At 72.6% G+C, this 14349-nt stretch carries 10 protein-coding genes; 1 reads left to right on the top strand and 9 read right to left on the bottom strand.

Translation table 11 applies throughout. The features are described 5' to 3' along the window. Window positions 1-45 precede the first annotated feature (45 nt). From ACGFWI_RS30700 to ACGFWI_RS30690, 3 genes are all read right to left on the bottom strand, one after another. The gene (locus tag ACGFWI_RS30700) at window positions 46-747 is read right to left on the bottom strand and encodes a GNAT family N-acetyltransferase (protein WP_393909307.1); all 702 of its coding nucleotides are present in this window, start codon (window positions 745-747) and stop codon (window positions 46-48) included. A 99-nt stretch (window positions 748-846) separates the two neighbouring features. Continuing rightward, window positions 847-2877 carry an IucA/IucC family protein gene (locus ACGFWI_RS30695; RefSeq protein ID WP_393909306.1) on the bottom strand — a complete coding sequence of 677 codons (2031 nt, stop codon included), beginning with the start codon at window positions 2875-2877 and terminating at the stop codon, window positions 847-849. Continuing rightward, window positions 2874-4268: a diaminobutyrate--2-oxoglutarate transaminase family protein gene (locus ACGFWI_RS30690; RefSeq protein ID WP_393909305.1), complete on the bottom strand. Its 1395-nt coding sequence runs from the start codon at window positions 4266-4268 to the stop codon at window positions 2874-2876. Before ACGFWI_RS30690 ends, ACGFWI_RS30695 begins: the two co-directional genes overlap by 4 nt. A gap of 278 nt (window positions 4269-4546) precedes the next feature. Here ACGFWI_RS30690 and ACGFWI_RS30685 point away from each other — a divergent pair, with 278 nt between their 5' ends. Further along, window positions 4547-5737, top strand: coding sequence for a trypsin-like serine peptidase (locus ACGFWI_RS30685; protein WP_393909304.1), 1191 nt, complete (start codon window positions 4547-4549; stop codon window positions 5735-5737). A gap of 119 nt (window positions 5738-5856) precedes the next feature. On the opposite strand, the gene hflX is transcribed toward ACGFWI_RS30685, so the two are convergent. The 6 genes from hflX to miaA all read right to left on the bottom strand — a co-directional run bounded on the left by hflX (window position 5857) and on the right by miaA (window position 14331). Beyond that, a complete protein-coding gene (gene hflX, locus ACGFWI_RS30680) occupies window positions 5857-7344 on the bottom strand; it encodes a GTPase HflX (protein WP_393909303.1) in 1488 nt (495 codons plus the stop codon). Between the two features lie 183 nt (window positions 7345-7527). Then, window positions 7528-9237 (bottom strand): M1 family aminopeptidase, encoded by a 1710-nt coding sequence (locus ACGFWI_RS30675; protein WP_393909302.1) that lies wholly within the window; start codon window positions 9235-9237, stop codon window positions 7528-7530. A 143-nt stretch (window positions 9238-9380) separates the two neighbouring features. After that, a complete protein-coding gene (locus ACGFWI_RS30670; protein ID WP_393909301.1) occupies window positions 9381-11576 on the bottom strand; it encodes a RelA/SpoT family protein in 2196 nt (731 codons plus the stop codon). Window positions 11577-11771: 195 nt separating this feature from the next. Continuing rightward, a complete protein-coding gene (dapF, locus tag ACGFWI_RS30665) occupies window positions 11772-12647 on the bottom strand; it encodes a diaminopimelate epimerase (RefSeq protein WP_393909300.1) in 876 nt (291 codons plus the stop codon). 100 nt (window positions 12648-12747) lie between these two features. Then, entirely contained in the window at window positions 12748-13284 is a 537-nt protein-coding gene (locus tag ACGFWI_RS30660; RefSeq protein ID WP_393909351.1) for a hypothetical protein, read from the bottom strand. Between the two features lie 108 nt (window positions 13285-13392). Next, window positions 13393-14331 (bottom strand): tRNA (adenosine(37)-N6)-dimethylallyltransferase MiaA, encoded by a 939-nt coding sequence (gene miaA, locus ACGFWI_RS30655; RefSeq protein ID WP_393909299.1) that lies wholly within the window; start codon window positions 14329-14331, stop codon window positions 13393-13395. Between the last annotated feature and the right edge of the window lie 18 nt (window positions 14332-14349).

The raw sequence follows: 14349 nt of genomic DNA, 5'->3' as shown, positions 1-14349 counted from the left end.
GTGGACGGCGGACCGGAGCGGGACCGTCGAGGGACGGTCCCGGGGTCAGAGCAGGTGGCGGTGGGCGCGGTCGCGGACCATCAACGCCGCGCGTTTGCCGGGCAGTTCGATCTCGTCGCCGTAGCGGAATCCGGCGCTCAGGAAGGCCGCGACGGAGGCGGTGTTGCGCACGTCGGGCTCGGCGAGGACCCGTGCGCACTGCGGCCGGTGGTCGAGTACGAGATCGGCGGTGGCGCGCAGCAGCATGCCGCCCAGCCCGCGTCCCCGGTCGCCGACACCGCCGATGAGCAGATGGACACCAGTGTCCTGCGGCCGGGCCGGATAGTAGCGGGCGAGGGGGTCCAGATCGGCGCGGTAGATCTCCCAGTAGCTCATCGGGACACCGGCCAGCACCCCCAGGCAGGGCACACTGCGGCCGTCGCCGTCGAGCTGGCCGCGCAGATGGGCCGCAGTGGTCTCCGGCGGGCCCGCCAGCTCCCAGAAGGCCGCCACGGCCGGATCGTTCATCCAGCCGGTGATCCGGTCGAGATCGCGGCCCAGCCGGACGGGGACCAGCTCGAACGGCCCGGCGGGGGTGCCGGCCGCCCCCCAGCCCGCCAGGTTGTCGAGCAGCGGGCCGACGGCCGGGACGTCCGGCGACGCCTGCTGCCGGTACCCCTCGGCGAACAGCGCGCTGAATTCGGGCGGGAGCTGCAGGTCGAGGGTGTCATCGGAGCTGGAGCCGAGGTCGGACTCGGTGGGTGGCACGGCGACACTCTCCTCTCGTGGCCGCGTGCCGCGTGGCCTGGTGGGTCGCGGGGCGCCGGGGCGGGGGCAGAAGGCTGCGGTCGGAGTTGCGGTGGGCGGCTACGGGGCGAGGGGGTTGGGCAGAGTGACGTAGACGGACTGGGTTTCGACCGGGCCGACGAGTTCGTCCAGGCCGTGCAGCCGGGTCGCCAGGTTGGCCTTGCAGCGCAGCGTGCGGGCGGCGAGCAACTGCTCCGGAAGCGGCGAGCGGTGTGTGCCGGGGGCCGCCGCGGCATCGGCGAGGAACCGCCGGAAGGCGGCGAGCAGGATCTCCTCACGGACCAGGCGCTGGGCCCCGAAGGCCCCGATGAGGCCGAGGACGTTGTTGATGCCGAGGTAGTAGGCGAAGCGTTCGTCGGTGACGTCGTCGGCGACGAAGCTGTCGCTGGCCACGCCGACACCGGGCAGCCGCCGCTCCAGCTCGGCCCGGCGGGAGGCGCGGAAGTAGTAGCCCTGGTTGTCGCGGTAGCGGCCGCCGACCGGCCAGCCGTGGGGATCCAGCAGCACCACGGTGTTCTGCTGGTGGGCCTCCAGCACGATGCCGGCCGTGCCGTCGAGCCACAGCACGGGCCGTACGACGACTTCCAGGTAGCGCAGGAACCACTCGGTGGCCACCGCCCCCAAGGGGCGGCCGGTGCGGGCGCTGAGCGTACCGACGAGATCTTCGAGCCGGGAGCGCACGCCCGAGCGGCCGGGCCAGGGCCGGGGGGAGGTGAGGCCGGCGATGCACACGGCGTCGTCGGTGGTGCTGAAGGGGTTGTGGCGGATGACGACATCGAGGCCCTGGACGGGTTCGCCGTCGGGGCCGTCGACGGCGAGATAGGCCGGGTCGCGGACGATGTCGAAGCCGGGGTGCACGGTCTGCCACTGCTCGGCGAGGCCGGTGCGCAGCAGTCGGTGCACCTCGACGCCGCGGGCGAGTTCCTTACGGAGGTTCTCCCGGCGGGAGTTGGTGATCCGCAGCCCGAGGGAGAGCTTGAGCATGGCGTCCGCGTCGGGGCGGTAGACCGTGCGGACGGAGGATGTGGGGTGCCAGAGCGGGCCGTGGGCGCCGAGGTCGTGCAGCAGGCCGGCCGCGCGGAGGGCGGCGATGTCGGGGCGGTCGGCGAGCTCCCTGGCCTGCCAGGGGTGCAGCGGCAACGGCACGGTGTCGTCGGGGAGTCGGAGGCCGTCCCCGGCGAGGCCCCTGGCGAGCTGCTCGGCCGGTACGGACTTGCCGCGTTCGGTCCAGGCGGAGTCGGCGGCCAGGACGGAGCGGTGCACGGCCGTCCAGTGGAGCGGGAAGGCGCCGCGGAGTTCGGGCGAATACGCCCGGGTCTCGGCATCGGAGAGGCCTTCGCGGCTCTTGGGCGTGGGGTGCAGCGGGTGGCCGAGGAGGAGGGACTGTTCGGCTTCGAGGAAGAGGGCGCCGTGGTCGTCGGCGGGCCGGGCCCGCCGGTCGGTGAGGAAGGTGGCGACATTGCGTACGGAGTTGGCGACCCGGCCGATGAGTTCGGCACCGTCGCCGTCCGGTGCCTGCTGCCGCGCGCCGTCCGGGTCCGGTCGCTCGTCGCCGTCCGCCACCCGGTGCTCGCCGCCGTCGGAAGCCCGGCGGTCGCCGTAGGCGGCCTCCCGGCGCAGCAGCGCGGCGAGGGTGACGGCGTCCAGCGGGGCGGCGCCGGCCGGGGCGCCTTCGACGGTGGGGGCGCCCAGACGGTGCCAGCCCGTGGGTGACCAGTAGCGGACGGGGATGTGCAGGGCACACGCCGCGGCCCTCAGGGGGATGCGCAGCCCGCCTTCGGCCGGGCGGTGGGTGCCGCTCTCCCGGAGCCAGCAGCGCAGCAGATGCTCGATGCCCGCGGCGTCGGCGGCGACCGCCGGGTCCGGGTGGTCGAGGGGGTCGTGGTCACCGGACCGGGCGTGGTCGTAGGGGCCGGGAGCGCCGTGGGGAGCGGGGGCGGCCCGGTCCGGAGCCTCGTGGGTCTGCTGGTGGCAGGTGTCGTCGGCGGCGCGCCGCTGCTGGCGTGGTACCGCCTCGATCGTGCCCGCGCCCTGGTGGGCGGGGATGCGCTCGGCGGCCTGGCCACCGTCGGGGCCGGGGCATTCGTTCATGGGGAGGTGCCTCGCATTGTCGTGGGGGACGAGCCCGTCGGCCCGGGGGTGGTGCGGACCGCCGCCGCGATGGCGTCGGCGAGGCGGTCGAGAATGGCGTCCGCCTGTTCGTCGGTGATGGTCAGGGGTGGCAGCAGCCGGACGACGGCGGAGTGCCTGCCGCCCAGTTCGACGATCAGGCCGCGGTCCAGGCAGGCGTGCTGAACGGCGGCGGCGAGCTGCGGGTCGGCGGGTCGGGCGCCGGTGGCGTCGGCATCGGCGGTGCGGTCGACGAGCTCGATGCCGAGCATCAGCCCGCGGCCGCGGACGTCGCCGATGCAGTCATGGGCGGCGGCGAGCGAGGTGAGCCGGTCGAGCATCCGGCTGCCGAGCTCCCCGGCACGCCGGTCGAGGCCGTTCGTGCGGACGTAGGCGAGGGTGGCGGCGCCGGCGGCCATCGCGAGCTGGTTGCCGCGGAAGGTCCCCGCGTGCGCGCCGGGCTGCCAGGCGTCGAGTTCCTCGCGGTAGACGATCACGGCGAGCGGCAGACTGCCGCCGATCGCCTTCGACAGCACGATCACATCGGGCACGATGCCGCTGTGGTCGACCGCCCAGAAGGCGCCGGTCCGTCCGACGCCGGTCTGTACCTCGTCCACGATCAGCGGGATCTGCCGGGCGGCGGTGAGCTCCCGCATCCGCCGCAGCCAGCCGTCCGGCGCGGGGATCACCCCGCCCTCGCCCTGGACGGGTTCGAGGATCATCCCGGCCGGCTGGGGTACCCCGCTCTTGTCGTCGTCGAGCAGGCTCTGTGTCCAGCGCGCGGCGAGTTCGGCACCGCGCTCGCCGCCGGTCTGGAAGGGGCAGCGGTAGTCGTACGGATAGGGCAGCCGGACCACGCTGGTGTGCTGCGCTCCCCCGGAGGCGGCGAGCGCCCCCGAGGTCATGCCGTGGTAGGCGCCGGAGAAGGCCATCAGGCCGTCCCGGCCGGTCGCGGTGCGGACGAGTTTGAAGGCGGCCTCGACGGCGTCCGTGCCGGCCGGGCCGCAGAACTGGATGCGCCCCTTTTCCGCCAACTCCCCCGGCAGGGTGGCGAAGAGCTCGGTGGTGAAGGCGTCCTTGACGGGGGTGGCGAGGTCGAGGACGTGCAGCGGTGCGCCGGAGTCGAGAACCGTCCGGATCGCTTCGAGCACCACCGGGTGGTTGTGGCCGAGCGCCAGGGTGCCGGCGCCGGAGAGGCAGTCGAGATAGCGCCTGCCGTCGGCGCCCTCGATGGTCAGCCCGCGGGCGCGCACCGGGACGATGGGCAGCGAGCGCGCGTAGGTGCGGGCGGCGGACTCGCGCAGGGACTGCCGCCGCAGGATTCCCTCATGGGCCGGCGGCACGGCCGCCGGCACGGTTTCGGTCAACACCACGGCAGTTGTGTCCTCCTGCTGGTGAGCTGCTGAATGCCGCGCGGGCTGGGGGCAGCCCGGCCGTCCCCCGTACGTACCAACGACGACGGCGACCCGGGATCACGGTTGTCCGCAAGATCCTTGATGGCGTGGAACCGGGGACCCGAGTACCGCCGTCCCCATCGTCACCGGCATAGTGGGGTGTTGCGCCGGGTCTTGAGGTTCATGACAAAGAACAGACCGGCGCAACACCGAACAAGCCACACCGGCTCAGTCGATTCACCAGGGGGAGCTCACCCATGCGATCCATACGTCGGCCAGTCCTGGCCGCCGCCGCCCTCACCGCTGTCGTGGCACTCACGGCGACCGGCTGCGGACCGGAGGGCGACAACGCGGACGCCAAGCCCAGCCAGTCCGCGGCTCAGGACTCCACAGGCGGGGGTGACTTCAAGATCCCTCAGGACATCCAGGACAAGCTCAAGGAACACGGCGTCGACCTGGACAAGTGGAAGAACGGCGAGTGGAAGAACTGGGACCGGGACAAGTGGCTCCGGGAGGCCGGGGAGTTCATCAACCCGATCATCAAGGACTTCTGGGACAAGGACAAGATCGACAAGGTCAAGCCGCCCCAGGACCCCAGCAAGCCCGAGGACATCTCGGAGGACCAGGGCAAGACCGACCCTGAGCCCGCAGCCGTTCCGGCGCAGGCCGTCAAGACCCCGTACACCTCGACCGCTCCCGGCGTGGGCCTGCTGCTCTTCAGCACCCCCGAGGGCGGGTCGCGTTGCTCCGCCACCGTCGTCAAGGACCCGGCGCACCCCGGTAAGTCCAACCTCGTGTGGACCGCGGCGCACTGTGTGCACGCCGGCAAGAGCGGCGGCTGGTACCGCAACATGATGTTCGTGCCGAACTTCAACAAGACCGGCGGCACCGCCGGCCAGCTGAAGGGCAAGCCCTACGAGGACCGGGTCCCGTCGGGCAAGTGGTGGGCGGACGACATGGCGACGTCCCAGCAGTGGATCAAGGGCGGCGGCGCCGTTCCGGGCGTGCCGATGGCTCCGTACGACTTCGCGCTGATGCATGTGAAGCCCGAGGAGAGCACGGGCGGCAAGTCGCTGGAAGAGGTTGCCGGCGGCGCCTACGACGTCGACTTCAACGCGCCCGCGATGGCCAAGATCCCGAGCCTGACCGCCCAGGGCTACCCGGCCGAGCCGCCGTTCGACGGTGCGGCGCAGCAGCAGTGCACCGACAAGCCGACCCGTCTGTCGATGGACGCCAAGAAGCCGACCATGTACCGGATCGGCTGCACCATGACCGGTGGTTCCTCCGGCGGCCCCTGGTTCATCAAGGGCAATGACGGCAAGCCGGTGCTGGTCTCCAACATGTCGATGGGGCCGCGTCCGGCCCGCTGGTCCGCCGGTCCCCACCTGGGCCCCGAGGCCAAGAGCATGTTCGACACCATGAGCAAGAAGTGGGCCGGCAAGCAGTAAGGGTGTGAGGCGGGTGGTGCCGGGGACGGCGCCACCCCCGCATCGCCCATGGGCAGGACGAAAGGGCCCGCCCCCGGTTTCCCGGGGGCGGGCCCTTTGCCGTCCGCGCTGCCCGGCCGCTACGCCGCGGCGACGAAGCGCTGGAGCTCGGCGGCCAGCTCCTCGTGCACCCGCGCCTTGAGGACCGTGCCGTCCGCGGTGTGCTCCTCGGAGATGACCTCGCCCTCGGCGTGTGCCCGCGAGACCAGGGCGCCCTGGGTGTAGGGCACCAGCACCTCGATCTCGACCCGCGGCCGGGGCAGTTCCTCGTCGAGCAGGGTCAGCAGCTCGTCCAGGCCCTGGCCCGTTCGGGCCGAGACCACGAGGGCGTGCTTCTCCTGGCGCAGCAGGCGCTGCAGCACCAGCGGATCGGCCGCGTCGGCCTTGTTGACGACCACGATCTCGGGCACGTCCGTCGCGCCCACCTCGCGGATCACCTCGCGTACGGCGGCCAGCTGCTCCTCCGGCACCGGATGCGAGCCGTCGACCACATGCAGGATGAGATCGGACTCGCCGACCTCCTCCATCGTGGAACGGAACGCCTCGACGAGGTGGTGCGGCAGATGCCGGACGAAGCCGACGGTGTCGGCGAGGGTGTAGAGCCGTCCGCTGGGCGTCTCGGCCCGCCGGACGGTGGGGTCCAGGGTGGCGAACAGGGAGTTCTCCACCAGTACACCGGCGCCGGTGAGGCGGTTGAGCAGGGAGGACTTGCCGGCGTTGGTGTAGCCGGCGATGGCGACCGAGGGGACCTTGTTGCGCCGGCGTTCCTGGCGCTTGATGTCCCGGCCGGTCTTCATCTCCGCGATCTCCCGGCGCATCTTCGCCATCTTCTCGCGGATCCGCCGCCGGTCCGTCTCGATCTTGGTCTCACCGGGACCACGGGTGGCCATACCGCCGCCCGCCGAACCGGAGCCACCGCCACCCATCTGCCGGGACAGCGACTGGCCCCAGCCACGGAGCCTGGGGAGCATGTACTGCATCTGTGCCAGCGAGACCTGCGCCTTGCCCTCCCGGGACTTGGCGTGCTGGGCGAAGATGTCGAGGATCAGAGCGGTCCGGTCGACCACCTTGACCTTGACGACGTCCTCGAGGTGGATCAGCTGGCCCGGGGAGAGCTCACCGTCACACACCACGGTGTCCGCCCCGGATTCCAGCACGATGTCGCGCAGCTCCAGCGCCTTGCCGGAGCCGATGTACGTGGCCGGGTCGGGCTTGTCGCGGCGCTGGATGACGCCGTCCAGGACCATGGCCCCGGCGGTCTCGGCGAGTGCGGAGAGCTCGGCGAGCGAGTTCTCCGCCTCCTGGACCGTGCCCGAGGTCCAGACACCGACGAGCACCACGCGCTCCAGGCGGAGCTGTCGGTACTCGACCTCGGTGACGTCCTCGAGCTCGGTGGAAAGGCCCGCTACACGGCGTAGTGCCGCACGTGCCGAACGGTCGTACTGGTCGCCGTCACGCTCCCCGTCGATCTCGTGGCTCCAGGCGACGTCCTCTTCCATCAGGGCGTTGGCCCGAAGGCTCTCGGGGAGGCGCTGCCGGTCCTGCGGAAGGGAAGAAGAGGAGGTCATTTGATCCTTTGCGTCGTTGGGAAGCCCTCGCGGGGACCGGGTGTTCCCGCCGGGACTGTCGGTGGTGCGGCGACCGCCGCGGTACCGCCACGGCCGTCGCCCATGACAACGTCCGAGCCGCCCCGGAGATTCCCGGGCCGACCGGCGCCGTCCCGACGATGGTCCCACGCCCCGGGAAGGCCGTCACACGGGTTTTCCGGGGTTTTCGGCGGCTCCCTTGGGCGCGGGGTTCTCGGCCGCTGCCTTGGGACCAGGGCTCGCGGCGGCGCCCTTGGGCCCAGGGCTCGCGGCGACGCCCTTGGGCCCAGGGCTCGCGGCAGCTCCCTTCGGCCCGGGGCTCGCGACGGCGCCCTTGGGCCGCCCCGGCTTTCCCGCGGCCCCCTTGGGCAGCCACTCCGGATGCCCCGGCATCGGGGGTGTCCGGTCGCCGTAGAGCCATTCCTGGAAGAAGCCGGTGAGGTCCTGCCCGGCGACCTGGGAGGACAGCTGGACGAAGTCGGCGGTGTCCGCCACGCCGTCGCGGTGCCGTTCCACCCAGTCGCGTTCCAGGCGGTCGAAGGCGGCGACCCCGATCTTCTGCCGCAGCGCGTACAGGACGAGCGCGCTGCCGTCGTAGACGATGGGGCGGAAGATCCCGATCTTCTGTCCCGGGCTCGGTGCCTTGGGCGCGGCGGGCGGTCCGCCGTCGGCGCGCCAGCCGTCGGACTCCTCGTACGCATGACGCATCCGGGCGTCCAGAGAGGCCCGGCTGCCGCCCTTCTCCTGGGCGTAGAGGGACTCGTACCAGGTGGCATGGGCCTCGTTGAGCCAGACATCGGACCAGCGGCGCGGGCTGACGCTGTCGCCGAACCACTGGTGGGCCAGTTCGTGCACCATCACCGACTCCACGTACCAGCCGGGCAGCTGCTCGGTGGTGAACATGCCCTTCTCGAAGAGCGACAGGGTCTGGGTCTCCAGCTCGAAGCCGGTCCTGGCGTTGGCGATCAGCACCCCGTACGCCTCGAAGGGGTAGGGGCCGACCTTGCGCTCCATCCAGGCCATGTGGGCCGGGGTCTTCGCCAGCCAGTGCGCGAGGGCGGGGCGGTCCGCTGTGGGTACGACATCGCGGACGGGCAGGCCGTGCGGTCCGTGGCGCAGCAGCACGCTGGACTTCCCGATGGAGACCTGCGCCAGCTCGGTGGCCATGGGGTGGGTGGTGCGATAGGTCCAGGTACGGCGCCCCGCGCGGGCGCCGGGGCTCAGGGGCAGCCCGTTGGCGACGGCCGTCAGCTCCTGGGGCGCGGTGATGTGGAAGGTGAAGAGCGCCTTGTCGGAGGGGTGGTCGTTGCAGGGGAAGACGCGGTGCGCGGCGTCGGCCTGGTTGGCCATCGCCAGGCCGTCGGAGGTCCGGAGCCAGCCGCCGTTGCCCTTGCCGCGGGGGTCGCTGGTGTGCTCGATGGAGATCTTCACCTCCTGGCCCCGGGAGATGTGGAAGGCCGGGGTGAGCACCAGGTCCTCGCCGTGCTGCTGGTGCTGGGCGGGCAGGCCGCCGACCTTCACGGAGCGCACGGTGCCGTGGGCGAAGTCGAGGTTGACGTGGTCGAGCTCGGTGGTGGCACGGGCGGTGATCTCGGTGGTGGCGTCCAGCGGCTGGTCGTTGTGGCCGGAGTAGTCCAGGGAGACGTCGTAGGACGTGACGTCGTAGCCGGTGTTGCCGAGCATGGGGAAGAGGCGGTCGCCGAGGCCTTGCGGCCCCAGGGCCGGCGGCTCGGCCATGCCGACGGTGGCGAGTGCGGCCAGCCCGAGGGCGGCGGCCCGGCGGCCGGTCCACCGGAGCCGCCCGCTCGGGCCGCGGGACAGGGCGGGAACGGGGCGATCGGGGTCGCGGGACGGGCGGCGCAGGGGAAGGAACATGAACTACGGCTACCAACGCGGCCCCCTCCCCCGCGGGTAACAGGGCAAACGGCACCCGAACGGGCGGCGGATCGTGCGTCCGTCTTACCCCGCCGGACGGAGGGGTTTCCGACGGACCGTCACCCGGCGGGCCCCGGCCCCGTTCAGGGGCGCAGCGCCGCGGCCCGGCGGGCCCGCCCGGCACGCAACACGTCGAAGACACCGGGCACTTGGCGCATGGCCCGCATGAGGGACGGCAGCCCCGCGGCGTTCGGCAGATGCAGCGTGTAGGTGTGGCGGACCCGCTGCTCGTGCGGGGGCTCGACGGCGGCGGACACCACGGCGGCGCCCTGGGAGGCGATGGCTTCGGTGAGGTCGGCCAGGAGGTGCGGCCGGCTGAAGGCCTCGGCCAGGAGGGTGACCCGGCAGCCGTGGCCCCCCTGGCCGGCGCCCCGCCAGCGCACTTCGACCGGCTGCCGGCCGGTGGCCGCCATCCGCGCCACGACGGGGCACAGGGCGCGGTGGACGGTGACCGCGCCGCCCCGTACGACGAATCCGGTGACGGTGTCCGGCGGCACCGGGGTGCAGCAGCCCGCCAGCCGGACCGCCGCGCCGGGCAGATCCACCACCGCGAGGACCGAGGCGGGGGCGGCCGGGTCCGCTCCGGACCGGTCATGGCCTGCGGTCTGGCGGTCGGCGGGGGGCACCACGGCGGTCCCCTCACCGGCAGTCGCCGGGCGGGCGCCGGGCTCCCCCGGCCCGGCCAGCCACCGGGCGATGGCGAGCCGGGCGGCGGGCGTACGGGCGTGGTCGAGCCATTCGGGCGAGGGGCCGGCCGCGGAGTCCGGGGCCATCAGCAGCTGCAGGCTGTCGCCGTCGTGCAGGACGGTGGAGAGCGTGGCGAGCCGTCCGTTGACGCGGGCGCCGATGCAACAGTGCGCCACCTCGCCGTGCCGCTCGTAGGCGGCGTCCACACAACTCGCCCCGGCGGGCAGACCGATGGCACCGCCGGTGCCGGCCGACGAGCCGTCCGACGGGGCGTCGGCGCAGAAGACGGTGATCTCCCGGTCCTGGGCGAGGTCGTCGCGCAGCGAGGTCCAGAACGTGTCCGGGTCCGGGGTGGTGCGCTGCCACTCCAGCAGCCGGGAGAGCCATCCGGGACGGGTCGGGTCGGCCCGCTCGCCCTCGGGGGCGTCCGCGCCGTCCGTGGGGGCGTACGGATTGCCCAGCGCGATCACCCCGGCCTCGGCGACCCGGTGCATCTGGTGCGTACGGATCAGCGTCTCGGCGATCTCCCCGGCTGGGCCGGTGATCGCCGTGTGCAGCGACTGGTAGAGGTTGAACTTGGGGGCCGCGATGAAGTCCTTGAACTCGGAGATGACCGGGGTGAAGCAGGTGTGCAGCTCACCGAGGACGGCGTAGCAGTCGGCGTCCTCCGCGACCAGCACCAGCAGCCGCCCGAGGTCCGCGCCGGTCAGCTCACGGCGGGCGAGGCGTACGCGGTGCACGGAGACGAAGTGCCGTGGCCTGACCAGGACTTCGGCGTCGATACCGGCCTCGTCCAGGACCGTGCGCACCCGCTGCGCGAGGGCGGTGAGCGGGTCGGTCCGGGTGGCGTACTCCATGACCAGGGCCCGGGTGGTGGCGTACTCCTCGGGGTGCAGGATCGCGAAGACGAGATCCTCCAGCTCGGCCTTGAGCGCCTGGACGCCGAGGCGTTCGGCGAGCGGGATCAGCACATCGCGGGTGACCTTGGCGATCCGGGCCTGCTTCTCGGGGCGCATCACGCCGAGGGTGCGCATGTTGTGCAGCCGGTCGGCGAGCTTGATGGACATCACCCGGACGTCGTTGCCGGTCGCCACCAGCATCTTGCGGAAGGTCTCCGGCTCGGCGGCCGCGCCGTAGTCGACCTTCTCCAGCTTGGTGACGCCGTCGACCAGATAGCAGACCTCCGCGCCGAACCGTTCCCGAACCTGATCCAGCGTCACTTCCGTGTCCTCGACGGTGTCGTGGAGCAGGGAGGCCGTCAAGGTCGTGGTTTCCGCGCCCAGTTCGGCGAGGATGAGGGTCACCGCAAGCGGGTGGGTGATGTACGGCTCGCCGCTCTTGCGCAGTTGGCCGCGGTGCGAGGACTCGGCGAGCAGATACGCCCTGGTGAGGGTGTCCAGATCGGCGTCCGGGTGGTGGCCGCGGTGCACCTTGGCCACATGCTCCATGGCATGCGGGAGGCCGTCACGCGGGGCGGTGCCGAGCAGCGCGGCACGGCCGATACGGCGCAGCCCTCTGAGCTCCAGTCGGCGGCGGCCGCGCTTGCGGCCCGCTGCTCCAGGGTTACCAGGGTTAGTGGCCTCTGCGCTCATGGGCACCTCCGGCAGCGTCGACCGGCGGTGGGACGCGCCAGTTCGGACGTCCGGGCCGGTGCTTGATGCTATCGACCCCATCACGCAGCGCTGTCCGCCTCTCGCTCAGAGTGATACGGATCACCCGTTCGAGCGAATGTTTCGGCCGGAATCGTTGCTCGCGGGAGGCTCGGAGCCCGGGACGCCGCAGGTGCGTCAGGCGAGCGCGGCGGCCAGCCAGGCGGGGTCGAAGGTGCCCTCGGCGACGATCTCGGCCGGGCCGGTCATCTCGACCGTGCCGTCGGGCAGCTCGGTGATCGAGAGGCTGCCGCCGAGCACGTCGACCGTGTACGTGACGGGCGTTCCGGTCGCCGTGGGGTCCAGTCCGTCCCTGCGGGCGGTGGCGACGGCGACCGCACAGGCGCCGGTGCCGCAGGAGCGGGTCTCGCCCGAGCCGCGCTCGTGGACCCGCATCGCCACATGGCGCGGACCGCGGTCGGCGACGAACTCGATGTTCACGCCCTCGGGATAAACCGACGCTGGGCCGAACGGCGGTACGGCCAGCAGGTCGCCGGCGTGGGCCAGATCGTCGACGAAGGCGACGGCGTGCGGATTGCCCATGTTCACGTTCCGGGACGGCCAGCTGCGGCCGCCGATCGTGACGACGACGCTCTCCTCGAAGAGCTCGGCGCGGCCCATCGAGACCGTGACGTCGCCGGTCTTGGCGACGTGGACGCGGCGTACGCCGGCGCGGGTGGCGATGGCGAGGTCACCGGCCTCGACCAGGCCGGCGTGCAGCAGATAGCGCGCGAAGACGCGGACGCCGTTGCCGCACATCTCGGCGATCGAGCCGTCGCCGTTGCGGTAGTCCATGAACCACTCGGCCTCGTCGGCCTGGGCCAGCGCCTCCGGGTGCGCGGCGGAGCGTACGACGCGCAGCAGGCCGTCGCCGCCGAGTCCGGCCCTCCGGTCGCAGATCCTGGCGACGGCGGTCGCGGGCATATCGATGCGGCCGTCCGGGTCGGGGACGATCACAAAGTCGTTCTCGGTGCCGTGGCCCTTGAGGAAGGCGAGGCGCTGCGTGCTGGTCACCCTTGCATCGTACGGGGGCGCCGGAGGAATCGGCCTTACGGGGGCCGGGCGGCGCTCGTACGACGCCCGGGGCAGCCCCGCGCGAGGAGTCCCCGCCGGTTCAGCGCAGCCGGGCCACGCGCCAGATGGCCAGCGACGCCGGGATCGCCACCACGACGGCGTAGAGCAGCACCACACGCCAGTTGGCGCGACGGCCGGAACCGCGTGCCGGGAGGCCGGGCCAGACGTGGCCGACGCGGCGGGCGGCCATCATGCCCCAGCCGGCGGCGCAGCAGCACAGCAGCAGGCCGAGCATGGCGATCACCGCGCCGCCGTCCCCGCCGAACTCGAAGGCGAGGGGGAAGGCGAACATCAGCGAGCCGAGGGCCGCGAGCGCGACGATCGGCGCCAGCTGCCACAGGCGCAACCGGCGCGGCGGGCGCAACTCCCGGAAGGACTCGCCGCCCTCGCCGGGCCCGTCGGTGCCGGAGTCCGGGGCGTCGGAGTCGTCCAGGGTGTCCGGGTCGGTGAGCGGTCCGGTGCCGGAGCCATCGGCGCCGGTCAGACCGTCTTCGGTATCCGGACCGTCGTCGGTCAGGGGAGCCGCGTCAGCGCCGCTGTCCGGTTGCTGCGCTCGGTTGCGAGGGCCGGCCTCCATAGCCACGCGCCCTCCCCACTGCTGACTGCACGCCTCGATCGAAGGTCGATGATGACACGCCCTCAGGGGCCCGGATGGCGGCCGGAGCGTCCCGATGCCATGACGTGATCAGGCTGTGACCGGTCGTTCGAGCAACGTCAGCGCCCGCCCGGGAAGTTCCGCCCGGTGCTCGACGGCGCCGCTGAGCCAGTGGACCCGTGGGTCCCGGCGGAACCACGAGTCCTGACGGCGCGCGAAGCGCTTGGTGGCGCGCACCGTCTCGTCGCGCGCCTCCTGCTCGGTGCACTCCCCCGCAAGCTGGGCCAGCACCTGCTGATAGCCGAGCGCCCGGGAGGCCGTACGGCCCTCGCGCAGCCCCTTGCCCTCCAGGCGCCGCACCTCGTCGACCAGGCCCGCCTCCCACATGCGGTCGACCCGTCGGGCGATCCGCTCGTCGAGCTCGGGGCGCTCGACATCGACGCCGATCTGCAGGGTGTCGTAGACCGCTTCGTGGCCGGGGAGGTTGGCGGTGAAGGGGCGGCCGGTGATCTCGATGACCTCCAGGGCGCGCACGATGCGACGGCCGTTGCTGGCCAGGATCGCGCGGCCCGCCTCGGGGTCGGCGGCCGCCAGCCGGGCATGGAGGGGGCCGGTGCCCACGTCGGCCAGTTCGGCCTCCAGACGGGCGCGTACCTCCGGGTCGGTGCCGGGGAAGTCGAGGGCGTCGATCGCACCGCGTACGTACAGACCGGAGCCGCCGACGAGGACGGGGGTGCGGCCCTCGGCGAGCAGCCGGTCGATCTCGGCGCGGGCCAGCCGCTGGTACTCGGCGACGCTGGCCGCGCAGGTCACGTCCCAGATGTCCAGGAGCCGGTGCGGGACGCCCTGCTGCTCCTCTGGCGTGAGTTTGGCGGTGCCGATGTCCATGCCGCGGTAGAGCTGCATGGAGTCGGCATTGATGACTTCGCCCCCCACATGCTGTGCGAGTGCGACGCCCAGATCGGACTTTCCGGCCGCGGTGGGACCGACGACGGCGATGACCCGCGGAGCGGGAACGGCGGTGTTCACCCCGTCAGTCTCGCAAAC

The sequence above is a fragment of the Streptomyces sp. NPDC048434 genome (assembly GCF_043200375.1).
Taxonomy (GTDB): Bacteria; Actinomycetota; Actinomycetes; order Streptomycetales; family Streptomycetaceae; genus Streptomyces.
Note: the sequence above shows the minus strand (reverse complement) of the source record. Positions and strands in the feature narration are given on the sequence as shown.

Coding starts and splice junctions, on each gene's coding strand:
- ACGFWI_RS30695 (WP_393909306.1), bottom strand. CDS start 2,877: ATGAACGAATGCCCCGGCCCCGACGGTGGCCAGGCCGCCGAGCGCATC.
- ACGFWI_RS30685 (WP_393909304.1), top strand. CDS start 4,547: ATGCGATCCATACGTCGGCCAGTCCTGGCCGCCGCCGCCCTCACCGCT.
- hflX (WP_393909303.1), bottom strand. CDS start 7,344: ATGACCTCCTCTTCTTCCCTTCCGCAGGACCGGCAGCGCCTCCCCGAG.
- ACGFWI_RS30675 (WP_393909302.1), bottom strand. CDS start 9,237: ATGTTCCTTCCCCTGCGCCGCCCGTCCCGCGACCCCGATCGCCCCGTT.
- ACGFWI_RS30670 (WP_393909301.1), bottom strand. CDS start 11,576: ATGAGCGCAGAGGCCACTAACCCTGGTAACCCTGGAGCAGCGGGCCGC.
- ACGFWI_RS30660 (WP_393909351.1), bottom strand. CDS start 13,284: ATGGAGGCCGGCCCTCGCAACCGAGCGCAGCAACCGGACAGCGGCGCT.